Origin of the sequence: Methylobacterium ajmalii (assembly GCF_036448855.1) — a bacterium.
GTDB lineage: Bacteria > Pseudomonadota > Alphaproteobacteria > Rhizobiales > Beijerinckiaceae > Methylobacterium > Methylobacterium ajmalii.
This window is the reverse complement of the sequence record NZ_JAZFXT010000006.1, coordinates 228,805-249,954: the sequence shown is the minus strand read 5'-3', so window position 1 is coordinate 249,954 and position 21,150 is coordinate 228,805. Positions and strand designations below refer to the sequence as shown.

At 70.0% G+C, this 21,150-nt stretch carries 27 protein-coding genes; 22 read left to right on the top strand and 5 right to left on the bottom strand.

Translation table 11 applies throughout. The features are described 5' to 3' along the window. Positions 1-27: 27 nt before the first annotated feature. The 22 genes from rpsN (at position 28) to V3T34_RS02725 (ending at position 16,629) form a co-directional block, all read left to right on the top strand. Positions 28-333 carry a 30S ribosomal protein S14 gene (rpsN, locus tag V3T34_RS02830; protein WP_060849023.1) on the top strand — a complete coding sequence of 102 codons (306 nt, stop codon included), beginning with the start codon at positions 28-30 and terminating at the stop codon, positions 331-333. Between the two features lie 16 nt (positions 334-349). After that, a complete protein-coding gene (gene rpsH, locus V3T34_RS02825; RefSeq protein WP_048425827.1) occupies positions 350-745 on the top strand; it encodes a 30S ribosomal protein S8 in 396 nt (131 codons plus the stop codon). Between the two features lie 36 nt (positions 746-781). Beyond that, positions 782-1,315 (top strand): 50S ribosomal protein L6, encoded by a 534-nt coding sequence (gene rplF / locus V3T34_RS02820; RefSeq protein WP_048431922.1) that lies wholly within the window; start codon positions 782-784, stop codon positions 1,313-1,315. 9 nt (positions 1,316-1,324) lie between these two features. Further along, the gene (rplR, locus tag V3T34_RS02815; protein WP_048425829.1) at positions 1,325-1,687 is read left to right on the top strand and encodes a 50S ribosomal protein L18; all 363 of its coding nucleotides are present in this window, start codon (positions 1,325-1,327) and stop codon (positions 1,685-1,687) included. A 159-nt stretch (positions 1,688-1,846) separates the two neighbouring features. Further along, positions 1,847-2,428 carry a 30S ribosomal protein S5 gene (rpsE, locus tag V3T34_RS02810; RefSeq protein WP_048425830.1) on the top strand — a complete coding sequence of 194 codons (582 nt, stop codon included), beginning with the start codon at positions 1,847-1,849 and terminating at the stop codon, positions 2,426-2,428. A 12-nt stretch (positions 2,429-2,440) separates the two neighbouring features. Beyond that, a complete protein-coding gene (gene rpmD, locus V3T34_RS02805) occupies positions 2,441-2,635 on the top strand; it encodes a 50S ribosomal protein L30 (protein WP_060849022.1) in 195 nt (64 codons plus the stop codon). Between the two features lie 10 nt (positions 2,636-2,645). Then, positions 2,646-3,134 (top strand): 50S ribosomal protein L15, encoded by a 489-nt coding sequence (gene rplO / locus V3T34_RS02800; protein ID WP_060849021.1) that lies wholly within the window; start codon positions 2,646-2,648, stop codon positions 3,132-3,134. A gap of 132 nt (positions 3,135-3,266) precedes the next feature. After that, positions 3,267-4,604, top strand: coding sequence for a preprotein translocase subunit SecY (secY, locus tag V3T34_RS02795; protein WP_058617275.1), 1,338 nt, complete (start codon positions 3,267-3,269; stop codon positions 4,602-4,604). A gap of 253 nt (positions 4,605-4,857) precedes the next feature. Then, on the top strand, positions 4,858-5,457 hold the full coding sequence (locus tag V3T34_RS02790) for an adenylate kinase (protein ID WP_060849020.1): 600 nt from the start codon (positions 4,858-4,860) through the stop codon (positions 5,455-5,457). A 208-nt stretch (positions 5,458-5,665) separates the two neighbouring features. Beyond that, positions 5,666-6,034, top strand: coding sequence for a 30S ribosomal protein S13 (gene rpsM / locus V3T34_RS02785; protein WP_048425835.1), 369 nt, complete (start codon positions 5,666-5,668; stop codon positions 6,032-6,034). Between the two features lie 148 nt (positions 6,035-6,182). Continuing rightward, complete coding sequence (gene rpsK / locus V3T34_RS02780) at positions 6,183-6,572, top strand: 30S ribosomal protein S11 (protein ID WP_015928609.1); 390 nt, start codon at positions 6,183-6,185, stop codon at positions 6,570-6,572. Positions 6,573-6,636: 64 nt separating this feature from the next. Beyond that, positions 6,637-7,521, top strand: coding sequence for an MBL fold metallo-hydrolase (locus V3T34_RS02775; protein ID WP_305078993.1), 885 nt, complete (start codon positions 6,637-6,639; stop codon positions 7,519-7,521). 100 nt (positions 7,522-7,621) lie between these two features. After that, positions 7,622-8,659: a DNA-directed RNA polymerase subunit alpha gene (locus tag V3T34_RS02770; RefSeq protein WP_210344715.1), complete on the top strand. Its 1,038-nt coding sequence runs from the start codon at positions 7,622-7,624 to the stop codon at positions 8,657-8,659. A gap of 150 nt (positions 8,660-8,809) precedes the next feature. Further along, positions 8,810-9,232, top strand: a complete 423-nt coding sequence (rplQ, locus tag V3T34_RS02765; protein WP_048425837.1) for a 50S ribosomal protein L17 — start codon at positions 8,810-8,812, stop codon at positions 9,230-9,232. Positions 9,233-9,359: 127 nt separating this feature from the next. Continuing rightward, complete coding sequence (locus tag V3T34_RS02760) at positions 9,360-9,623, top strand: PepSY domain-containing protein (RefSeq protein ID WP_060849019.1); 264 nt, start codon at positions 9,360-9,362, stop codon at positions 9,621-9,623. 195 nt (positions 9,624-9,818) lie between these two features. Further along, complete coding sequence (locus tag V3T34_RS02755) at positions 9,819-11,090, top strand: aminotransferase class I/II-fold pyridoxal phosphate-dependent enzyme (protein ID WP_305078994.1); 1,272 nt, start codon at positions 9,819-9,821, stop codon at positions 11,088-11,090. Positions 11,091-11,449: 359 nt separating this feature from the next. Further along, the gene (locus tag V3T34_RS02750) at positions 11,450-12,853 is read left to right on the top strand and encodes an alpha/beta hydrolase (protein ID WP_305078995.1); all 1,404 of its coding nucleotides are present in this window, start codon (positions 11,450-11,452) and stop codon (positions 12,851-12,853) included. Continuing rightward, complete coding sequence (locus tag V3T34_RS02745; RefSeq protein ID WP_305078996.1) at positions 12,850-14,403, top strand: GMC family oxidoreductase; 1,554 nt, start codon at positions 12,850-12,852, stop codon at positions 14,401-14,403. The genes V3T34_RS02750 and V3T34_RS02745 overlap by 4 nt, the downstream gene beginning before the upstream one ends. Beyond that, positions 14,400-15,278 (top strand): SDR family oxidoreductase, encoded by an 879-nt coding sequence (locus V3T34_RS02740; RefSeq protein WP_305078997.1) that lies wholly within the window; start codon positions 14,400-14,402, stop codon positions 15,276-15,278. The genes V3T34_RS02745 and V3T34_RS02740 overlap by 4 nt, the downstream gene beginning before the upstream one ends. A 197-nt stretch (positions 15,279-15,475) precedes the next feature. After that, positions 15,476-16,030, top strand: coding sequence for a DNA starvation/stationary phase protection protein Dps (gene dps, locus V3T34_RS02735; RefSeq protein ID WP_060849014.1), 555 nt, complete (start codon positions 15,476-15,478; stop codon positions 16,028-16,030). A gap of 192 nt (positions 16,031-16,222) precedes the next feature. After that, on the top strand, positions 16,223-16,483 hold the full coding sequence (locus tag V3T34_RS02730; RefSeq protein WP_305078998.1) for a hypothetical protein: 261 nt from the start codon (positions 16,223-16,225) through the stop codon (positions 16,481-16,483). Positions 16,484-16,485: 2 nt separating this feature from the next. Continuing rightward, the gene (locus tag V3T34_RS02725) at positions 16,486-16,629 is read left to right on the top strand and encodes a hypothetical protein (protein ID WP_305078999.1); all 144 of its coding nucleotides are present in this window, start codon (positions 16,486-16,488) and stop codon (positions 16,627-16,629) included. Between the two features lie 3 nt (positions 16,630-16,632). Here the strand turns inward: V3T34_RS02725 and ilvN are convergent, their stop codons facing one another. The 5 genes from ilvN to V3T34_RS02700 form a co-directional block, all read right to left on the bottom strand. After that, on the bottom strand, positions 16,633-17,175 hold the full coding sequence (gene ilvN, locus V3T34_RS02720) for an acetolactate synthase small subunit (protein WP_305079000.1): 543 nt from the start codon (positions 17,173-17,175) through the stop codon (positions 16,633-16,635). A 21-nt stretch (positions 17,176-17,196) separates the two neighbouring features. Then, the gene (locus V3T34_RS02715; RefSeq protein WP_288581971.1) at positions 17,197-18,975 is read right to left on the bottom strand and encodes an acetolactate synthase 3 large subunit; all 1,779 of its coding nucleotides are present in this window, start codon (positions 18,973-18,975) and stop codon (positions 17,197-17,199) included. Between the two features lie 256 nt (positions 18,976-19,231). Then, the gene (locus V3T34_RS02710) at positions 19,232-19,777 is read right to left on the bottom strand and encodes a biotin transporter BioY (RefSeq protein WP_305079001.1); all 546 of its coding nucleotides are present in this window, start codon (positions 19,775-19,777) and stop codon (positions 19,232-19,234) included. Then, a complete protein-coding gene (locus tag V3T34_RS02705; protein ID WP_305079002.1) occupies positions 19,764-20,423 on the bottom strand; it encodes an energy-coupling factor transporter transmembrane component T family protein in 660 nt (219 codons plus the stop codon). Before V3T34_RS02705 ends, V3T34_RS02710 begins: the two co-directional genes overlap by 14 nt. Continuing rightward, positions 20,420-21,094 carry an energy-coupling factor ABC transporter ATP-binding protein gene (locus V3T34_RS02700; protein ID WP_091888185.1) on the bottom strand — a complete coding sequence of 225 codons (675 nt, stop codon included), beginning with the start codon at positions 21,092-21,094 and terminating at the stop codon, positions 20,420-20,422. Before V3T34_RS02700 ends, V3T34_RS02705 begins: the two co-directional genes overlap by 4 nt. Between the last annotated feature and the right edge of the window lie 56 nt (positions 21,095-21,150).

Sequence of the window (21,150 nt, the reverse complement as noted above, 5' to 3'; positions counted from 1 at the left end):
CCATACGCGGACACTGGAGAGCTAGATATGGCTAAGACGAGCAAGATCGAGAAGAACAAGCAGCGGCGGGAGCTGGTGAAGCTCTACGCGCCGAAGCGCGAGGCGCTTCTGGCGACCGCCAACGACGAGTCGCTGTCGATGGAGGAGCGTTTCGAGGCGCGCCTCAAGCTGGCGGAGCTGCCCCGCAACTCCAGCGCGACCCGCATCCGCAACCGGTGCGAGATGACCGGCCGTCCCCGCGCTTACTACCGTAAGCTCGGCATCTCCCGCGTCGCGCTCCGCGACCTGGGTTCCCGGGGTCTGATCCCCGGCCTGGTCAAGTCCAGCTGGTAAGGGGAGGGCGCCACAGATGATCAACGATCCCGTGGGCGATATGCTCACCCGCATCCGCAACGGCCAGATGCGTCGTCGCAACGTCGTGCAGACCCCCGGCTCCAAGCTGCGGGCGCGCGTCCTCGACGTCCTCAAGTCCGAGGGCTACATCCGCGACTACGCCACGACCGATTACGGCAACGGGCGCACCGAGTTCGCGATCGAGCTCAAGTACTTCGACGGCCAGCCGGTGATCCGCTCGATCGAGCGCGTCTCCAAGCCGGGCCGCCGGGTCTACTCGTCGGTCGATACCCTGCCGCGCGTCGCCGACGGCCTGGGCATCACCATCGTCTCCACCCCTCAGGGCGTCATGGCCGACCACGAGGCGCGCGAGCGCAACGTCGGCGGCGAGGTGCTCTGCAAGGTCTTCTGACCTGCAGACCCTGACAGCCGAAAAGGAAAGACGAGCATGTCCCGCGTAGGCAAGAAGCCCGTGACCGTCCCGGCCGGCGTGACCGCCACCGTCGACGGCCAGAACGTCAAGATCAAGGGCCAGAAGGGCGAGCTGCAGTTCCGGGTGCCCGACCAGGTGTCGGTCGCGCACGAGAACGGCGCGATCTCGGTCCAGCCCCGGTCGCAGTCCAAGGAGGCCCGCGCGATGTGGGGTCTCTCCCGCGCCCAGGTTTCCAACCTGGTCGAGGGCGTCACCAAGGGCTACGAGAAGAAGCTCGAGATCAACGGCGTCGGCTACCGTGCCGCGGTCGCCGGCAAGGTCCTGAAGCTGTCGCTCGGGTACAGCCACGACATCGAGTACGCGATCCCGGAAGGGATCACGATCGCCACTCCCCGGCCGGTCGAGATCATCGTCACCGGGATCGACAAGCAGCGCGTCGGTCAGGTCGCGGCGGAGATCCGCGATTATCGCGGCCCCGAGCCCTACAAGGGCAAGGGCGTCAAGTACGCCGGCGAGTTCATCTTCCGCAAGGAAGGCAAGAAGAAGTAAGGACCGCCGATGTCTCGCAAAATTGAACTGCTCGACCGGCGCCGCGCGCGCGTCCGGCGGGCGATCCGCAAGGCGGCCAACGGTCGTCCGCGGCTCTCGGTGTTCCGCTCCTCCAAGCAGATCTACGTCCAGGTCATCGACGACGCGACCGGCCGCACGCTGGCCGCCGCCTCTAGCCTGGAGAAGGACCTGCGCGGCCGTCTCAAGACCGGCGCCGACAAGGCCGCCGCGACCGAGGTCGGCAAGCTGGTGGCGGAGCGGGCCAAGGCGGCCGGCGTGAGCCAGGTCATCTTCGACCGCTCGGGCTACCTCTATCACGGCCGGGTCAAGGCCCTGGCCGACGCGGCCCGCGAGGGCGGCCTGGACTTCTGATCCCGCAAGTGGGGAGGGCGCTCGTCGAGCGCCGCCCCGTCCGGGTTCGGCACGATGTCCCATGAGACGAGGGGGCCGACGAGGCTCCCTCTCTCGTTACGGCGGATCGAAACTTTGCGAGCGGGACCGCCGCCCGCGTCAGTCGAATGGACATGACACATGGCACGTGAGCGTGAGGGTCGTCGCCGCGACGACCGCGAGGAGCGCGACAGCGAGTTCGTGGACAAGCTCGTCCACATCAACCGCGTCGCCAAGGTGGTGAAGGGCGGCCGTCGCTTCGGGTTCGCGGCGCTCGTCGTCGTCGGTGACCAGAAGGGCCGCGTCGGCTTCGGTCACGGCAAGGCCCGTGAGGTTCCCGAGGCCATCCGCAAGGCGACGGAAGCCGCCAAGCGCGGTCTCGTCCGCGTGGCGCTCCGCGAGGGCCGCACCCTGCACCACGACGTCCAGGGCCGTCACGGCGCCGGCAAGGTCATTCTGCGCGCCGCCCCGGCCGGTACCGGCATCATCGCCGGCGGCCCGATGCGCGCCGTCTTCGAGACCTTAGGGATGCAGGACGTCGTGGCGAAGTCGCTCGGCTCCTCGAACCCCTACAACCTCGTGCGCGCCACCTTCGATGCGCTGAAGAACGAGGATTCCCCCCGTTCGGTCGCGGCCCGCCGCGGTCTCAAGGTGTCGGCCCTCCAGGCCCGCCGTCGTGACGCCGACTCGGCCGCCTCGGCCGATTCTGCCGACGCGGCGTAAGGAGGCGCTCCGATGGCAGACAAGAAGACCGTCCGCGTGCAGCAGATCGGCTCGCCGATCCGCCGCGAGGCCAGCCAGCGTCAGACGCTGATCGGCCTGAAGCTGAACAAGATGCACCGCATCGCGACGCTGGAGGACACCCCCTCGGTGCGCGGCATGATCGCGAAGGTGCATCACCTCGTGCGCGTTCTCGACGACGCGGCTTGAGGAGGGCATCATGAAGCTCAACGAAATCCGTGACAACGAAGGCGCAACCAAGAACCGGATGCGCGTCGGCCGTGGTATCGGCTCCGGCAAGGGCAAGACCGGCGGCCGCGGCGTGAAGGGCCAGAAGGCGCGCTCCGGCGTCGCCATCAAGGGCTTCGAGGGCGGCCAGATGCCGCTCCACCGTCGCCTGCCCAAGCGCGGCTTCAACAACCCGGGCGCGACCGACCTCAACGCGGTCAACGTCGGGCGCATCCAGCAGGCGGTGGATGCCGGCAAGCTGGACGCGTCGGCTCCCGTGACCGTCGAGGCGCTCATCGCCGCCGGCGTGGTCTCCAAGGCCCGCGACGGCGTGAAGATCCTCGGCGTCGGCGAGCTTACCGCGAAGCTGACCTTCCAGGTTTCCCGTGCGTCGAAGTCGGCGGTCGAGGCGATCGAGAAGGCCGGCGGCTCGGTGACCCAGTCGCTCGCCGCTGCCGACGACGCGGTTGCGTCGGCCTAAGGCACACTTTAAGTCACCGATCATCGGCGGCGGCCCGTGCTTCCAGCGCGAGGCCGCCGCACGTGTTTTGGGGGATGCTCGTGCATCCCAGACCGCGCTCGTCGCGGACCCGACCCCGAGGACGCTTAACCCATGGCCTCTGCAGCCGAGCAGCTCGCCGCCAACCTCAACTTCGGCGCCATCGCCAAGGCCGAAGAGCTCAAGAAGCGGATCTGGTTCACGCTTGGCGCCCTGATCGTCTACCGGCTCGGGACCTACATCCCGCTGCCCGGCATCGATCCCGACGCTTTGCGCCAGAGCTTCGCCAACGCGCAGGGCGGCGTGCTCGGCCTGTTCAACATGTTCTCCGGCGGTGCCGTCGAGCGCATGGCGATCTTCGCGCTCAACATCATGCCTTACATCTCGGCCTCGATCATCGTGCAGCTGCTCACCTCGGTGGTGCCGTCGCTCGAGGGGCTGAAGAAGGAGGGCGAGTCCGGTCGCAAGGTCCTCAACCAGTACACCCGCTACCTCACGGTGGTGCTGGCGATCTTCCAGGCCTGGGGCATCGCGGTCGGCCTGCAGAGCTCCGGCGGCATCGTGCAGGATCCCGGGCCGTTCTTCCTCGTCTCGACCGTCATCACGCTGACCGGCGGCACGCTGTTCCTGATGTGGATCGGCGAGCAGATCACGTCGCGCGGCATCGGCAACGGCTCCTCGCTCATCATCTTCGCCGGCATCGTCGCCCACCTGCCCTCGGCCATCGCCGGCACCCTCGAGCTCGGTCGCCAGGGCGCGCTCTCGACCGTGGTGATCCTCGGCGTGGTGGTGATGGCGGCGGCCGTCGTCTACTTCATCGTGTTCATGGAGCGCGCCCAGCGCCGTCTCCTGATCAACTACCCTAAGCGCCAGGTCGGTAACCGGATGTACGAGGGCCAGACCTCGTTCCTGCCGCTCAAGCTCAACACCTCGGGCGTCATCCCGCCGATCTTCGCCTCCTCGCTGCTGCTGCTGCCCGCCACCGCCGCGAGCTTCCAGACCGATCCGAACGGCACCGGGATCATCGCCACCCTGGCGACCTATCTCGGCCACGGCCGGCCGCTCTACATGCTGCTCTACGCGGCGCTGATCATCTTCTTCGCCTTCTTCTACACCGCGGTGGTGTTCAACCCGCAGGAGACGGCCGACAACCTGAAGAAGCATGGCGGCTTCATCCCGGGCATCCGGCCGGGCGAGCGCACCGCCGAGTTCATCGACAAGGTCCTGTCGCGCATCACGGTGATCGGCGCGGCCTACCTGACGGTGATCTGCCTGATCCCGGAGATCCTGGTCTCCTACGCCTCGCTGCCGTTCTACTTCGGCGGCACCTCGCTGCTGATCGTGGTCTCGGTGACCATGGATACGGTGGCGCAGGTCCACGGCCACCTGCTGGCCCACCAGTACGAGGGCCTGGTCAAGAAGGCCAAGCTGCGCGGCGCCCGCCGGCGCTGAGCCCGCGGGGCGCCCCCTGCCCGGAGCCCGTCCCGGGCGGGGGAGCCGCCCTCGCGAGACCGCCCTTGCGCCGGAGCCCGGCTCTGGCGCATGGTCGCAGCCCTTGCGCCCTCCGGGCATGCGCCGACGGGGGTCGGCGCCTTAGCGCATGGTCGGATTTCGGGTGCAACCGATCCCGGGCTACAACGAGCAGACAGGCCGCGCCGAGGACGAAGGATCCCAGGCAGAACGCGGCGAAGGGGAGAGACAGGTTATGCGGATCATTCTGCTCGGCCCGCCAGGCGCCGGGAAGGGCACCCAATCGGCGCGCATCGTCGAGCGGTTCGGAATCCCGCAGCTCTCGACCGGCGACATGCTGCGCGCCGCCGTCGCGGCCGGCACCCCGGTCGGCCTCAAGGCCAAGGCCCTGATGGAGAGCGGGGCCCTCGTCTCCGACGAGATCGTGATCGGCATCGTCGCCGACCGGATCGAGGAGGCGGATGCCCGCCAGGGCTTCATCCTCGACGGTTTCCCGCGCACGGTCGCCCAGGCGGTCGCCCTCGAGACGATGCTGTCGCAGAAAGGCCTGCGCCTCGACGCGGTGGTCGAGTTCAAGGTCGACGAGGACGCCCTGGTCGGTCGCATCGCCAAGCGCGCCGCCGAGACCGCTGCCCGCGGCGAGCCGGTGCGCAAGGACGATACGCCGGAGGTGTTCAAGACCCGACTCGAGGCCTACCGGGCCCAGACGGCGCCGCTCTCGGCGCATTACGCCGGCACCGGCCTCCTGCAGCAGGTCGACGGCATGGCGCCGATCGACGAGGTGACGAAGCAGCTGGAGACGATGCTGGCCCCGTTCCAGGCCGTCTCCGCCTGAGGGCGGCTCGCGGTTGACAAGCCGGCGCGCCCGCGCTAGTGGGCGCTCCTTCGTTCAGACCCGGACGGCCCGGCGTGCCTCTCTGGAGGCCGCTCCGGGCCGATTTGCCGTCGGGACGGCGCGCAGGGGCCGGGCTCCACCGGACGCGCGCGACACCCAGAAGCATCGTCCCGGCCGCGGCCGCGGACGCGATGGAGAGCAGGACACCATGGCCCGTATTGCCGGCGTCAACATCCCGACCAACAAGCGCGTCGTCATCGCGCTCCAGTACATCCACGGTATCGGCGCCAAGAAGGCCGAGGAGATCACCGAGAAGGTCGGCATCCCGGCCGAGCGCCGCGTGAACCAGCTCACCGACGCCGAGGTGCTGCAGATCCGCGAGACCATCGACCGCGACTACGTCGTCGAGGGCGACCTGCGTCGCGAAGTCTCGATGAACATCAAGCGCCTGATGGATCTCGGCTGCTACCGCGGCCTGCGTCACCGCCGCAACCTGCCGGTCCGCGGCCAGCGCACCCACACCAACGCCCGCACCCGCAAGGGCAAGGCGAAGCCGATCGCCGGCAAGAAGAAGTAAGCCGCGATCAGCGTAGGATCGGCGGGTCCTGGGCCTCGGGCCCGGGGCCTGCCCGACACCGGCGGCGCGTCAGCGCCGCTCACGACACCCGCAAGACACGTCCCGAGCGCCTGGCACCACGGGCGCGCCTGAAGGATCGAAAGACAGTATGGCCAAGGAAGCAACCCGCGTCCGCCGTCGCGAACGCAAGAACATCGTGTCGGGCGTCGCCCACGTGAACGCCTCGTTCAACAACACGATGATCACCATCACGGACGCCCAGGGCAACACGATCTCGTGGTCGTCCGCCGGCGCCATGGGCTTCAAGGGCTCCCGCAAGTCGACGCCCTACGCCGCCCAGGTCGCGGCCGAGGATGCCGGCCGCAAGGCCGCCGAGCACGGCATGCGCACCCTCGAGGTCGAGGTCTCGGGCCCCGGTTCGGGCCGCGAGTCGGCGCTGCGCGCGCTGCAGGCCGCGGGCTTCACGGTGACGTCGATCCGCGACGTGACCCCGATCCCGCACAACGGCTGCCGTCCGCGCAAGCGTCGCCGCGTCTGATCGTCCCCACGTCCCGGGGAGCCCTTCGCGGGCTCCCCGGCCGACGGCCCGCGAAGAGGATTGCGTGTCGACAGCCCCCACCGCCGACTTCGCCCGGCCCGGCGTCCTGCCCTGGACGCTGGGCGATCGCGTTGTGGTCGCCCTGAACGACGGCCATCTCGTGGCCACGCTCGGGCTGGTGCAGGGCATTCCCGCCGACGAGGCGGGGCGGCTGCAGGAAGAGGGGTTCCGCGACGCCGTCGCGCCGCGGATCACCGTCAACGCCTTCCTGATCCTCGGCGGGGACAAGCCCGTGCTGGTCGATGCCGGGATGGGATCCGGTGGCCCCGAGACCCTGGGTCACCTGCCGGAGGCGCTCGCCGCCTGCGGCGTGGCGCCCGAGGACGTCGGCACGGTGCTGGTGACCCACCTGCATTCCGATCACATCGGCGGCCTGATCGCGCGGGACGGCGCCGTGGCGTTCCCGAACGCCGAGGTGGTGATCCCGGAGGCGGAGGCCGCCTACTGGCTCGCCGAGGGCGCCGAGGCGCGGGCTCCCGAGGGTGCCCGGGCGGGCTTCCGTCGCGCCCACGCGCTCGTCGCTGCCTATGGCGACCGGATCCGTCGAGCCGGCGAGGGCGAGGTGCTGCCGGGGATCGAGGCGATCCTGGCGCCCGGCCACACGCCGGGCCACACCGCCTACCGGGTCCAGTCGGGAGACCGCTCCCTGCTGATCTGGGGCGACGTGGTTCATCTGCCGGCGATCCAGCTCCCCCGTCCGGAGGTCGGCATGACCTTCGACGTCGATCGCGAGGTGGCGGCCGCCACCCGCAAGCGCATCCTCGACCAGGTCGCCGCCGAGCGCAGCCTGGTCGCCGGGATGCATCTCGAGTTTCCGGCCCTCGGCTACGTACGGCGCGCTGGCGCCGGCTTCGCCTGGGTCCCGGAGCAGTGGAGCGCGGCGTCCTGACCGCCCCTGCTTCGAACGTGTGAGAGGTCAGGACGGCGAGACTTCCCGGGCGCGGGAGGGATCGCGAGGGGAGGGCTCCTCGGAGCCGCCCCTGTGTAAGTTGGCGAGAGGTGCGAACGTGGTCATTCAGAAGAACTGGCAAGAGCTGATCAAGCCGAACAAGCTCGAGGTCACCCCCGGGCACGACCCGAAGCGGATCGCCACCGTGGTGGCCGAGCCGCTGGAGCGCGGCTTCGGCACCACCCTCGGCAACTCGCTGCGTCGGGTCCTCCTGTCGTCGCTCCAGGGCGCGGCCGTCACCGCCGTCCAGATCGACGGCGTGCTGCACGAGTTCTCCTCGATCCCGGGCGTGCGCGAGGACGTCACCGACATCGTCCTCAACATCAAGACGATCGCGATCCGCTCCTCGAGCGATACGCCCAAGCGCATGACCCTGCGCAAGACCGGTCCGGGCCTCGTCACTGCCGGCGACATCGCCACGATCGGCGACGTGCAGATCCTCAACCCCGATCTGGTGCTCTGCACGCTGGACGACGGCGCCGAGATCCGCATGGAGTTCACGGTCTCGGCCGGCAAGGGCTACGTCCCGGCCGACCGCAACCGTCCCGAGGACGCCCCGATCGGCCTGATCCCGGTCGATGCGCTGTTCTCGCCGGTCACCAAGGTGTCCTACCGCATCGAGAACACCCGCGAGGGCCAGGATCTCGACAAGGACAAGCTGACCATGACGGTCGAGACCAACGGTGCGGTCTCGCCCGAGGATGCGCTGGCCTACGCCGCCCGCATCATTCAGGACCAGCTCCAGATCTTCGTGAACTTCGAGGAGCCCCGCAAGGAGGAGGCCGCGCCGCTGGCGCCGCAGCTGCCCTTCAATCCGGCGCTGCTCAAGAAGGTCGACGAGCTCGAGCTGTCGGTCCGCTCGGCCAACTGTCTCAAGAACGACAACATCGTCTATATCGGCGACCTCATCCAGAAGACCGAGGCGGAGATGCTCCGCACCCCGAACTTCGGCCGCAAGTCGCTCAACGAGATCAAGGAAGTGCTGGCCGCGATGGGCCTGCACCTCGGCATGGACGTTCCCGGCTGGCCGCCGGAGAACATCGAGGATCTCGCCAAGCGCTTCGAAGAGCACTACTGAGCCGGGCCCGCGGCGCGGGACTTGCGGTCCCGCGCCGCCACTCCGGATGCGCCTCCATGACGGGCGCATCCGGAGTGGCGGTTCACCGCCCTCGCACCACAAAGGACGGCCGACCCGTGGCACGGCGGCCGAGAACCAAAGGAGAGAGCCATGCGTCACGGTTTCCGGGGTCGTCGCTTCAACCGCACCGTCGAGCATCGCAAGGCGATGTTCTCGAACATGTCGGCCGCGCTAATCAAGCACGAGCAGATCATCACCACCCTGCCGAAGGCCAAGGACCTGCGTCCGGTCGTCGAGAAGCTGATCACGCTGGGCAAGCGCGGCGACCTGCACGCCCGCCGTCAGGCGATCGCGGCTCTGCGCGGCGACGAGGTGATGGTCAAGAAGCTGTTCGACGTGCTCGGCCCCCGCTACGAGGGCCGTCCGGGCGGCTACTGCCGCATCATGAAGGCCGGCTTCCGCTACGGCGACAACGCCCCGATGGCGGTGATCGAGTTCGTCGATCGCGACGTCGACGCCCGCGGCAAGGATTCCGGCCCGGTCCAGGTCGCCGACGAGACCCCGGCGGAGTAATCCGCCCCCTCTCGACACCTTCCAAGGCGGCCTTCGCGGGCCGCCTTTCTTGTTTGGGCGGAACCTCGCGCGCCGGCGCACGATCTCCCTGCGGCATCCACCGCCAGCGAAGGGAGACGTGAACCCCATGACCAAGCTGACCATCCCGGCCGTCGCCGCCCTGATCCTCGCCGGCACCGGCACGGCAGCCCTCGCCGACAAGGTCGGGGCCGACTGGATGCCGATCGGCCAGGTGATCCAGAAGGTCGAGGCCGCCGGCTACACCCAGATCTCCGAGATCGAGGCCGATGACGGCCACTGGGAGGGCGAGGGGATGAAGGACGGCAAGCCGATGAAGTTCAAGGCCGATCCCCGCACCGGCGCCATCCTGTCGGAGAAGGCCGGCAAGTAGGCCCCCGGCAAGGAGGCACTCGGCAAACAGGGACAGGCAAGGAGACGCCGGAAAGCGGAAGGGTCCCGGCCGCTCCGGCCGCGCCTCGTCGGCCGGAGCATGCCGCAGGGGAGCCCTGTCGGCAAAATGCTGGATTCCCGCGGGCGGGAGGCGCAAAGGTGACGCGCCTCTCCGTCTACCAGCGAACGTCCGACCATGACCGCCATTCCTGCGCTTGCCGACCTCCAGGCCCGTTACGCCGACCTGCAGGGGCGCGGCCTCAAGCTCGACATGACCCGGGGCAAGCCGGCGCCCGAGCAGCTCGACCTGTCCGACGACCTGTTCACCCTGCCGGGCAACCGCGACCACCGCACCGAGAGCGGCGAGGACGCCCGCAATTACGGCGGCGTGCAGGGGCTGGCCGAGGTGCGGGCCCTGTTCGCGCCGGTGCTCGGCGCGTCGCCCGACCGGATCGCCGTCGGCAACAATTCGAGCCTCGCGCTCATGCACGATTGCATCGCCTACGCGCTCCTGAAGGGCGTGCCCGGCGGGACGCGGCCGTGGGCCAAGGAGGAGGAGATCCGCTTCCTCTGCCCGGTGCCGGGCTACGACCGCCACTTCGCCCTGTGCGAGACCTACGGCATCGGCATGATCCCGGTGCCGATGACCGCCGACGGCCCCGACATGGACGTGGTCGAGCGCGAGGTCCGCGATCCCCGGGTGAAGGGGATGTGGGCGGTGCCGCAATACTCGAACCCGGGCGGAGAGACCTATTCCGACGCCACCGTCGAACGCCTCGCCCGGATGGAGACCGGCGCGCCGGACTTCCGGCTGTTCTGGGACAATGCCTACGCGCTGCACCACCTGACCGAGCGCCGCCCGACCCTGCGCAACGTCCTCGACGCCTGCGCGGAAGCGGGCCACCCGGACCGGGCGATCGTCTTTGCCTCGACCTCGAAGGTGACGCTGGCCGGTGCGGGCCTGGCGATGCTGGCCTCCTCGGAGGGCAACATCCGCTGGTATCTCGCCAATGCCGGCAAGCGCAGCATCGGGCCGGACAAGCTCAACCAGCTGCGCCACGTCCGCTTCCTGCGCGACCAGGGCGGGCTCGACGCGCTGATGGACGGCCACCGCCGCCTGCTGGCGCCGAAGTTCAAGGCCGTCACCGAGACCCTGGCCCGGCACCTCGGCGGCACCGGCGTCGCGCGCTGGAGCGAGCCGGAGGGCGGCTACTTCATCCTGCTCGAGGTGCCGGAGGGCTGCGCCACCCGCGTGGTCAAGCTCGCCGCCGCCTGCGGCCTCGCGCTGACGCCGGCCGGCGCCACCCATCCCTACGGCCGCGACCCGCAGGACAAGCTGCTGCGCCTCGCCCCGTCCTATCCGAAGCCCGCCGAGGTCGAGGCCGCGGCCGAGGTGGTGGCGGTCTGCGTGCTCCTGGCGGCGGCCGAGAGCCGCGAGGCCGGGGGCAGCGGGCAGGTGGCGGCGTAAGCGACCGCGCCGGATCTCCACCGCGCACCGGCGGGCAAGGGGCTTTGCGCCGTTGTCCGTCGGAACCGATGGCTCGACCGGCGGCGCGTGCCGCCGGGCGGGCTGCCCGGTATACGGGGCCACGGCCGATCGTGACGGCACGGGACGCGTCTCGCTTCGGTATCTCGAACCGAGCGTCAAATCGACGCCGATGGTGACGCTGCAGGCTGACGGTTTCACGCCCCGCCCGGAGTGCCGACGATAATCCGCCGTAGCTGCCGACTCGTACGTTCAATACTCTACATAGCATCCCGGGGTGCTGCAAGGCGCCGCGGGCGGCGCGCCGTTGACGCAGCGCAGCACCGCGCGATGTCGCCGGCATGATTGACGAACCCGTCCTCTTCTGCCTGCACTTCCTCGGAGGCAGCGCCCGTGAATGGCGCCCCCTCGCCGAGCGTCTCGGGCCTCACGCGCGCTGCGTCGCCGTCGACCTGCCGGGCTTCGGCGACACGGCCGACCATCCCGGCGGCGACGTCGCCGCCATGGTCGACCACGTCGCCGCCCGCATCGCCGCCGAGGGCCCGTCCGGGCCCTGGCTCGTCGCCGGCAACAGCATGGGGGCGAAGGTCGCCCTGGCGCTCGCCCGCCGCCACGAGGACGGCGACCCCGCCCTCGCGGGTCTCGCCGGGCTGGTCCTGCTCGCCGGCTCGCCGCCTTGCCCTGAGCCGATGGCGGAGGAGCGCCGCCGGGCGATGATCGCCTGGATCGACGCCGACCCGGAGACCCGCCGGCGGGAGGCCGAGGCTTTCGTGTCGGCGAATGTCGGCGCGCCGCTCTCTCCCGAGGACCACGCTCGGACGGTCGAGGACGTGCTGCGCGCCAACCCGCAGGCCTGGAAGGCTTGGCTCGCGGGCGGCGCCAACGAGGATTGGCGCGAGCGCATCGGCACCCTTCGCATTCCGGCGCTGGTGGTGAGCGGGGCACAGGACGGCGACCTCGGGCCGGAGGCGCAGGCCGCCCTGACCCTGCCCCACCTCGCCCGCCACCGCCACGTCGTAGCGCTCGGCGCCGGTCACCTGCTGCCGCTCGAGCGGCCGGACGAGATGGCCGGGCTGATCCGCGACTTCCTGGCGGCGCCGCCGGAGACCGCCGAGGCCCCGACCCTGCCGCCGGCCTTCGCGGCCCTGATCGGTTCGGAGCGGGTCAACACCCGCCTGCGCACGACGCTGCGCGAGCGGATGCGCGAGCCTGACGGCCCGTTCTGCTTGAGCGCGGAGGCCCGCGAGACGCTCGCCGCCTGCCTCGACCGGGTGCTGCCGCAGGCGGGTGCGGGGAAGATCGACCTCGCCCGCCGCATCGACGCGCGGCTGGCCTCCGGCGCCGGCGACGGCTGGCGCTTCGCCGCCCTGCCGCCGGACGCGGAGGCCTACGAGCGGGCGCTCCGCAGCCTCGATGCCGCCGCCCGCGCCGCCCATGGCCGCGCCTTCGCCGACCTCGACGACACCGACCGGGATGGTCTCCTCGAGGCTGCTGCGGCCGGGCGCCTGCCCGAGAGCCCCGGCGGGCTCGCACCCGACCTGATGACCTGCTGGTTCGAGGAACTGCGGGGCGAGGCGGTGCGCACCTTCCTCGCCCATCCGGCCGGCCTCGCGGCGATCGGCTTCACCGGCATCGGTGCCGGGGGCGACGAGGCCGAGGCCCTGCCCGGCTACCGCCTGACCGGCCTGCACGAACGCGAGTCCTGGGAAGCCCCGTTCCTCGACACCGTGGGAGACGCCCGATGAACCTCTCGGGGCAGAAGCGCTACAGCACCGACGAGGTCGTCGACGTCGTGGTGGTCGGCACCGGGGCGGGCGGCGGGCCGCTGCTGGCCGAGCTGGCGGCCGCCGGCCTCAAGGTCGTGGCCCTGGAGGCCGGGCCGAACTTCGATCCGGCCGGGTACGGCTTCGACGAGACGCTGGCCGACGAGATCTACTGGACCGAGGAGCGCCTGAGCGGCGGCTCGACCCCGGAGGCCTTCGGGGGCAACAACAGCGGCACCGGCGTCGGCGGCTCGACCCTGCACTGGGGCGCCTTCGTGCCCCGGGCCGATCCGCGCGATTTCCGCCTCAACACCGAGAGCGGCGAGGGCTGCGACTGGCCGATCGACCACGCCGAGCTGGTGCCGTTCTACGACCGGGTCGAGGCCTTCATCGGCACGTCGGGTCCGACGCCCTACCCATGGGACGAGGCCCGTCGCTTCCCGCTGCCGCCGGTCCTGCGCAACGGGCCGGCCCAGCTGATGGCGGCGGCGTGCGACCGCCTCGGCATCACCGCGACCGACGCGCCGGCGGCGGTGGTCTCGCGCGACTTCACCGTCGATCCGTCGGTGCCGGAGCGCAAGGCCTGCATCAATTGCGGCTTCTGCCACCAGGGCTGCCGCACCCGTGCCAAGGCCAGCATGGACGTGACCTACCTGCCGCTGGCGGTGGCACGGGGCGCCGAGATCCGCGCCGAGGCTCGGATGCACGGGGTCGAGCGCGACAAGGCCGGGCGGATCACGGCCGTGATCTACCGCAGCGGCGGCCGCGATCACCGCCAGCGTTGCGCCCACCTGATCCTGTGCGCCGGCGCCGTCGAGACGCCCCGCCTCCTGCTCCATCTCGGGCTCGCCACCGGCAGCGGCCAGGTCGGGCGGAACTACATCGGCCACGTCGCCACGCAGGTCTGGGGCACCTTCGCCGACGAGGTCGGCATGAACCGGGGCTACCCGTCCTCGCTCATCACCGAGGATTACACCCGGCCTGAAGGCGCGGACTTCGCCGGCGGCTACCTGGTCCAGAGCCTCGGCGTCGAGCCGCTGACCTGGGCCAACTCCGTCGCCCGCGGCCGCGGCCTGTGGGGCACGGCGCTCACCGACTACTTGAAGCGGTACAACCGCGTCGCCGGCATCGGCATCAACGGCGAGACCCTGCCGTGCGACGCGAATATCTTGACGCTCTCGGACGAGACCGACGCGGTCGGGATGCGCAAGGCGCGGATCGATTTCGGCTACGGCTCGAACGAGGACCGCCTCAACGCCCACGCCACGAAGGTGATGCGCGAGATCTGGGAGGCGGCGGGCGCGACGGACATCTGGGTCCTGGAGCGCGTCGCCCACACGCTCGGCACCTGCCGGATGGGACGGAACCCGGACACCTCGGTGGTCGATGTCGAGGGGCGCAGCCACGAGGTCGAGAACCTCTGGATCTGCGACGGGTCGGTCTTCCCGAGCTCGCTCGCGGCCAATCCGGCGCTCACCATCATGGCGCTCTCGCTGCGCACCGCCGGCGCGTTCCTGAAAGGCCCCCGATGAGCGACGATCCCCGCACGGCCTATCCCCGGCCGCCCTTCCCGGGCGCGCAGCAGCAGCCGCGCCCCGGTCTCACCGGCCCGATGGACCCGGCCCCGGACCACGGCGAGGAGAGCTACGTCGGCAAGGGCCTGCTGACCGACAGGATCGCGCTCGTCACCGGGGGCGATTCCGGCATCGGCCGGGCGGTCGCCATCGCGTATGCCCGCGAGGGCGCCCACCTGGCGATCTCCTACCTCGACTCCGAGGAGGAGGACGCGCAGGCCACCAAGGCCTGGGTCGAGAAGGCCGGCCGGCGCTGCCTGCTCCTGCCGGGCGACCTGCGCGACGAGGCGCATTGCCGGGCGATCGTGCAGAAGACCGTGGCGGAGTTCGGCCGCATCGACGTGCTCGTCAACAACGCCGCCGCGCAGGTGGTGAACGAGGGCCTCGACGACGTCACCGCCCACGACGTCGAGGGCTCGTTCCGCGCCAACGTGTTCGCGATGATCTACCTGGCGCAGGAAGCGGTGCCGCACATGCGGCCGGGTTCGGCGATCGTGAACTCGACCAGCCAGCAGGCCAAGGTCGCGGATGCGAGCATGCTGGTCTACGCCGCCACCAAGGGGGCGATCAGCACCCTGACCGTCGGGCTGTCGAACCTGCTCGCCCCGAAGGGCATCCGGGTCAATTGCGTCGCCCCCGGCCCGGTCTGGACGCCGATCCAGCCGATCGTGAAGAAGCCCGAGCAGATGGAGCAGCTCGGCGCCGACACGCCCCTCGGTCGGGCCGGACAGCCGGCGGAGCTGGCCCCGGCCTACGTGCTGCTGGCCTCGCGGGAGGGCAGCTACATGACCGGCGCGCTCGTGCCCGTCACCGGTGGCCAGCCGATGCTCTGACGGAAGGTCAGGGTTTCCGCCCGGCGGGGTGTCCGGCCGGATACCCCGCCCTAACTTTTTTTCAAAGGACGGACCCGTTTCGGGGCCGTCCGCCCGGCCAGCTCGAAAAGGCCGGGATGGGACACGAAACCTCGCCGCAGCATCGGAACGGCCGCTCCCCGGCCTCGTTGTTGCGGGAAATCTACGGAGTAACCGACATGGCGGATTCCAAGGGCAAGGCCGGCGAGCCGCGCCAGCACCGTACCCGCAACGACACCGACTCGAACGCCAAGCGCGTCTCGATCGAGACCCTGAACGCGCGCCTCGCCGACGGCATCGACCTGGCGCTCAACATCAAGCAGGCGCACTGGAACCTGAAGGGCCCGCAATTCATCGGCATCCACGAGATGCTCGACGGGTTCCGCACCGAGATCGACGACCTCAACGACAAGGTCGCGGAGCGGGCCGTGCAGCTCGGTGCCACCGCGCTCGGCACCGCCTCGGTGGTCGCCGCCTCCTCGAAGCTCGCTCCCTATCCGACCGACGTCTACGCCATCGCCGACCACCTCTCGGCCCTGATCGATCGCTACGCGGCCTACGCCAACGCCGTGCGCGAGAACATCGACCAGACCGACGAGGCGGGCGATGCCGGCACCGCCGACCTGTTCACCGAGGTCTCCCGCGCCGTCGACAAGCAGCTGTGGTTCCTCGAGGCCCACGTCCAGGAGCCGACCGGCGCGATGCGCGACGGGGACGGCAAGGGCGCGCGCTAAGGCGAGGATTTCGGGGCCGGCGCTTGAGCCGGTCCCGGCTTGGAACACCATCCTCCCTTCTGATGACGCTGAAGAACGAAAGCGTCGTTTGCCTCTCCGTCTATCGGGGAGGCATTTTTATGCTTGGAGACGGATATCGACGGCGGAGACGCGATCGGTTACGTTGGGTCATGAACCGATGAGGCAGCCCGCGTGACCAAGGCAGCGCCCGATGCGGCGGAAATCGCTGCCCGTCGCAAGCACGTGGCGAAGCGCCTGAACGAGCACCTGAAGCTGACTGCTGCATACGTGAACGCCATGGCCATCGCCGTCGCCGGCGCGGCCATCATCGTACCGATGGTCAGCAGCCCGAATGTTGCCTTGGATCGATCGCACCTCTCTTGGATCGCGACCTCCCTCGCCTTACATTGTGTCGGTCACGTCGTGATCCGATTTCTGCGCCGGGAGGAGTGACGATGCCCTGGGACGCCACCCTCTTGATGCTGGGCTTTGCCCTGTTCATCTCGGTCACGAGCATCGCGGGCGCCTGGTACGCCGTTCACCGCTTCGAGCGCCAGTACGGCAAGGCGGGGCAAACCAAAGCCCCGCCCGCCGAGTAGCGCTTACATCGCCTCCGCGCCGCGCCCCATGGCGGCGATGCCGGTGCGCGAGACCTCGACCAGCCCCACCGACGCCATCAGCTTGACGAAGCGGTCGATCTCCTCGGTCGAGCCGGTCAGCTCGAACACGAACGAGTTCAGCGTCGCGTCGAGGGTGCGGGCGCCGAAGGCGGCGGCGAGCCGCATCGCCTCGACCCGGTGGTCGCCTTTGCCGGCGACCTTCACCAGTGCCAGCTCCCGCTCGAGCGAGTCGCCCTGGAGCGTCAGGTCGACCACCCGGTGCACCGGCACCAGCCGGTCGAGCTGCGCCTTGATCTGATCGATCACCGCGTTGGTGCCGGCCGTCACGATGGTGATGCGCGAGATGTGCCGGGCGTGCTCGGTCTCCGAGACCGTCAGGCTCTCGATGTTGTAGCCGCGGCCCGAGAACAGGCCGGCGATGCGCGCGAGCACGCCGGGCTCGTTGTCGACGATGACCGCCAGGGTGTGGCGGTTCACCGGCTCGACGCGGACCGGATCGGGGTAGTGGGTGTTCATGGCGTTCATCGTCCTTAAACCCTCGCCCGATCAGACCAGCATCTTGCCTTCGTCCGAGATGACGTCGCCCAGATCCGCCCCGGTCTCGCCGAGGTAGTCCGAGAGAAGCATCTCGTTGTGCGCCTTGCCCGACGGGATCATCGGGAAGCAGTTCTCGGTCTTGTCGACGATGCAGTCGAAGATCACCGGGCCGTCGTAGTCCAGCATCTCGGCGATTGCCGCGTCCAGGCTGCCGGGATCGGAGCAGCGGATGCCTTTGGCGCCGTAGGCCTCGGCCAGCTTGACGAAGTCGGGCAGGCTCTCGGAATAGCTCTCCGAGTAGCGCGAGCCGTGCAGCAATTGCTGCCACTGGCGCACCATGCCCATGTACTCGTTGTTCAGGATGAAGATCTTGACCGGCAGGCGGTACTGCACGGCGGTCGACATCTCCTGGATGTTCATCTGGATCGAGGCCTCGCCGGCGATGTCGATCACCAGCGCGCCGCGATGCGCCAGCTGGGCGCCGATCGCCGCCGGCAGGCCGTAGCCCATGGTGCCGAGGCCCCCCGAGGTCATCCAGCGGTTCGGCTCGTCGAACTTGTAGTACTGCGCCGCCCACATCTGGTGCTGGCCGACCTCCGTGGTGACGTAGGTCTCGCGGTCCTTGGTCGCCTCGTAGAGGCGCTGGACCGCGTATTGCGGCTTGATGGTGGTGCCCGACGGCCAGTAGCCGAGGCATTCCCGCGCCTTCCAGCCGCGGATCTTCGACAGCCACTCGGTCAGGCGGCCCTGATCGGGCTCCGGCGTGATCGCGCGCCACTCGCGCAGCATGTCGGAGAGCACCGAGCCGCAATCACCGACGATGCCGATATCGGCCTTGACGGTCTTGTTGATCGAGGAGGCGTCGATGTCGACGTGGATCTTCTTGGAGAACGGCGAGAAGGCGTCGAGCCGGCCGGTGATGCGGTCGTCGAAGCGCGCGCCGATGCAGATCATGACGTCGCATTCGTGCATCGCCAGGTTGGCCTCGTAGGTTCCGTGCATGCCGAGCATGCCGAGGAACTGCGGGTCCGAGCCCGGGAAGGCGCCTAAGCCCATCAGCGTCGAGGTGACCGGAAAGCCGGTGGCGCGGGCGAGCTCGCGCAGCAGCTGCGAGGCCTCGGGCCCCGCGTTGATGACGCCGCCGCCGGTATAGAAGACCGGCCGGCGCGCCCCCGCCATCAGCGCCACGGCGGCGCGGATCTTCTCCGGGTCGCCCTGCGTCTGCGGGTTGTAGGTCTTGTGGCTGTTGTCGACCGGGCGGCGGTAGACGCCGCTCGCGAACTGGATGTCCTTCGGCAGGTCGACGACCACCGGGCCGGGCCGGCCGTGCGAGGCGACGTAGAACGCCTCGTGCAGGATCCGCGGCAGGTCCTCGATCGATTTGACCAGGTAGTTGTGCTTGGTGCAGCTGCGGGTGATGCCGACCGTGTCGCATTCCTGGAACGCATCGGAGCCGATCAGGTGGGTCGGCACCTGGCCGGTGATGCAGACGAGCGGGATCGAATCGAGCAGCGCATCGGTGAGACCGGTGACGATGTTGGTGGCGCCCGGCCCCGAGGTGACGAGCACGCAGCCGACCTTGCCGGACGAGCGGGCATAGCCCTCGGCCGCGTGGACCGCGCCCTGCTCGTGGCGGACCAGGATGTGCTTCACGGATTCCTGGTGGAAGAGCGCGTCGTAGATCGGCAGCACCGCGCCGCCCGGATAGCCGAACAGGGTGTCGACCCCCTGATCCTGAAACGCCCGGATCACCATCTCGGCGCCCGTCATGACCTCGCCCGCACTCATCGTCGCGCTCCCGTTCCTTGGTCTCGTCCGCGCTCTCGGGTCCGTTTTACGCAACAAAAAAGGGCCCCGAAGGACCCTTGCACGCGCCACCCTTGGGATGCCGGGCTGTGTTAAGCCCGTCCCGTCGGTGGCGCTTCCGCTACAATAAGGACCGCACGCATGCTGTGAGAAAGCCTGCCGTTGAGAGAGTGGCGGGGACCCTACGCGCCTCGACTCGCAGGGTCAACCGGTTTCGGCAACGGCGGAAAGTCCGGGTCTAGCGGGCCCGGAGCGTCGGATAGGCCCGCCGCACGGCCCGCGCGATCAGCACGACGAGCACCACCTTCGCGGCGTCGCCCGGCAGGAACCAGGCCGAGCCGAGCGCCGCCTTGGCGAGGTCGACCCGCGCCACCGCGGCGATCCACGGGATGCCGACCGCGTAGGTGAGCACGACGCCGCCGAGCACGAGGATCAGGACTTCCTTCCAGACCGTCAGCGTGCCCAGGGCGCGCTCGTACAGGTAGCCGATCACGAAGGCGGCGACCGGCCACATCAGCACGAAGCCGCCGCCCGGCCCCATGACGATGCCGAGCCCGCCGCGCCCGCCCGCCATCAGCGGCAGCCCGGCGCAGACCAGGACGACGAACAGGGCGAGCGCCGCTCCGCCGCGCACCGCGCCGGCCAGGGCGCCGGCGAGCATCACCCCCATCGACTGCGCGGTGATCGGCACGCCGACGACCGGAAGCGTCACGGGCGGGAACAGACCGAGCGCGGCCGTGAGGGCGGCGAAGAGCGCGACGAAGACGATGTCACGGGTCGACATGGGGGTCCTTGGAGAGCCTCGTTCGAGGGGAGGGGGGCCGGCCGTCGGTTCCGTCCGGGTCGTAGGAGCGCGCATCGATCGCCGCCGCGATGTCGTCGCTCATCTTCAGCATCCGCACCACGACCGGGACGGTCAGCGCCACGAGGCTGCGCTCCAGGCCGCGCGCGCGCTGCGCCTCGCGCACCTCCGCGGCGATGGCGGCCAGCACCGGAATGAACCGCAGGGTCAGCGCGATGGCGAGACCGACCTTGGCGGGGTTGACCCCGACAAACCTCAGCCAGGCGAGGCCGCGTTGCAGCACCTCGATGAGGTCGGCGCTGCGGGTCGTCAGGGTCACGAGGCCGGCGAGCAGCATGAGCGCGGCGAGGCGGGCCGCCATCAGAAGCCCGGCGAGCCAGCCGTCGAGGGCGACCTGGACGAGGACGAGGACGGCGAGGATCCAGGCGAGCGGGCGCAGTTGGTCAAGGACGAGGCGGACCGGGATGCCGGCCACCCCGTAGAGCAGACCCGCCAGACCGAGCGCCGCGAGCGCGAGGTCGAGCCGCGGCCATGCGAACAGCACGCTGCCGGCACCGACGAGCAGGAGGATCTTGCGCCCCGGCGGGCAGCGATGGACCGGGCTATCCCCCGGGACGTACGGGGTCACGACATCATCGCGACGTAGGCCGGCAGGGCGACCGCGGGGCGGTCGTCGATCGCGACCCGGCCGTCCTCGAACACCAGCACCCGGTCGAAATGCTCCAGGAAGGCGAGGTCGTGCGAGACCACGATCGCGCGCTGCGGCAGGGCGTCGATGGCCTGCGCGATCCGGCGCTTGTTGCGCAGGTCGAGCAGCGTCGTCGGCTCGTCGAACACGATCGCCTCGGGCGCCATCGCCAGCACGCCGGCAATCGCCAGGAGCTGCTTCTGCCCGCCGCTGAGGAGGTGGGCCGGGTGGTCGCGCAAGGGCCGCAGGTCGTAGCGGTCGAGGGCCTCGTCGACGCGCCGGCCGATCTCGTCCTTCGGCAGCCCGAGGTTCTTCAGCCCGAAGGCGAGGTCTTCCGCGACCACCGGCAGCACGATCTGGTTGTCGGGGTTCTGGAACACGAAGCCGACCTTGCGGCGCACCGCCTTGCCGTCGCGGCGCGTGTCGAGCCCGTCGACCCGCACGGTGCCGCTGTTCGGCACCAGGAGGCCGTTGAGCAGGCGCGCGAAGGTGCTCTTGCCGCTGCCGTTGGCCCCCACCACCGCGATGCGCCGCTCCGACAGGTCGAGGGTGAGGTCGCGCAGGACGGTGCGCTCCCCGAAGGCATGGCCGACCTGCCTGATCTCGATCACGACGCCACCGCTCCCGCCCCGGTCCGGGCGGGCGCCTCTTAAGCATCATTCGCCTC

Bases quoted from the DNA above. Each gene is read 5' to 3' on its own strand.
- rpsN (WP_060849023.1), top strand. From the start codon at position 28: ATGGCTAAGACGAGCAAGATCGAGAAGAACAAGCAGCGGCGGGAGCTG.
- rpsH (WP_048425827.1), top strand. From the start codon at position 350: ATGATCAACGATCCCGTGGGCGATATGCTCACCCGCATCCGCAACGGC.
- rplF (WP_048431922.1), top strand. From the start codon at position 782: ATGTCCCGCGTAGGCAAGAAGCCCGTGACCGTCCCGGCCGGCGTGACC.
- rplR (WP_048425829.1), top strand. From the start codon at position 1,325: ATGTCTCGCAAAATTGAACTGCTCGACCGGCGCCGCGCGCGCGTCCGG.
- rpsE (WP_048425830.1), top strand. From the start codon at position 1,847: ATGGCACGTGAGCGTGAGGGTCGTCGCCGCGACGACCGCGAGGAGCGC.
- rpmD (WP_060849022.1), top strand. From the start codon at position 2,441: ATGGCAGACAAGAAGACCGTCCGCGTGCAGCAGATCGGCTCGCCGATC.
- rplO (WP_060849021.1), top strand. From the start codon at position 2,646: ATGAAGCTCAACGAAATCCGTGACAACGAAGGCGCAACCAAGAACCGG.
- secY (WP_058617275.1), top strand. From the start codon at position 3,267: ATGGCCTCTGCAGCCGAGCAGCTCGCCGCCAACCTCAACTTCGGCGCC.
- V3T34_RS02790 (WP_060849020.1), top strand. From the start codon at position 4,858: ATGCGGATCATTCTGCTCGGCCCGCCAGGCGCCGGGAAGGGCACCCAA.
- rpsM (WP_048425835.1), top strand. From the start codon at position 5,666: ATGGCCCGTATTGCCGGCGTCAACATCCCGACCAACAAGCGCGTCGTC.
- rpsK (WP_015928609.1), top strand. From the start codon at position 6,183: ATGGCCAAGGAAGCAACCCGCGTCCGCCGTCGCGAACGCAAGAACATC.
- rplQ (WP_048425837.1), top strand. From the start codon at position 8,810: ATGCGTCACGGTTTCCGGGGTCGTCGCTTCAACCGCACCGTCGAGCAT.
- V3T34_RS02760 (WP_060849019.1), top strand. From the start codon at position 9,360: ATGACCAAGCTGACCATCCCGGCCGTCGCCGCCCTGATCCTCGCCGGC.
- V3T34_RS02755 (WP_305078994.1), top strand. From the start codon at position 9,819: ATGACCGCCATTCCTGCGCTTGCCGACCTCCAGGCCCGTTACGCCGAC.
- V3T34_RS02750 (WP_305078995.1), top strand. From the start codon at position 11,450: ATGATTGACGAACCCGTCCTCTTCTGCCTGCACTTCCTCGGAGGCAGC.
- V3T34_RS02745 (WP_305078996.1), top strand. From the start codon at position 12,850: ATGAACCTCTCGGGGCAGAAGCGCTACAGCACCGACGAGGTCGTCGAC.
- V3T34_RS02740 (WP_305078997.1), top strand. From the start codon at position 14,400: ATGAGCGACGATCCCCGCACGGCCTATCCCCGGCCGCCCTTCCCGGGC.
- dps (WP_060849014.1), top strand. From the start codon at position 15,476: ATGGCGGATTCCAAGGGCAAGGCCGGCGAGCCGCGCCAGCACCGTACC.
- V3T34_RS02725 (WP_305078999.1), top strand. From the start codon at position 16,486: ATGCCCTGGGACGCCACCCTCTTGATGCTGGGCTTTGCCCTGTTCATC.
- ilvN (WP_305079000.1), bottom strand. From the start codon at position 17,175: ATGAACGCCATGAACACCCACTACCCCGATCCGGTCCGCGTCGAGCCG.
- V3T34_RS02715 (WP_288581971.1), bottom strand. From the start codon at position 18,975: ATGAGTGCGGGCGAGGTCATGACGGGCGCCGAGATGGTGATCCGGGCG.
- V3T34_RS02710 (WP_305079001.1), bottom strand. From the start codon at position 19,777: ATGTCGACCCGTGACATCGTCTTCGTCGCGCTCTTCGCCGCCCTCACG.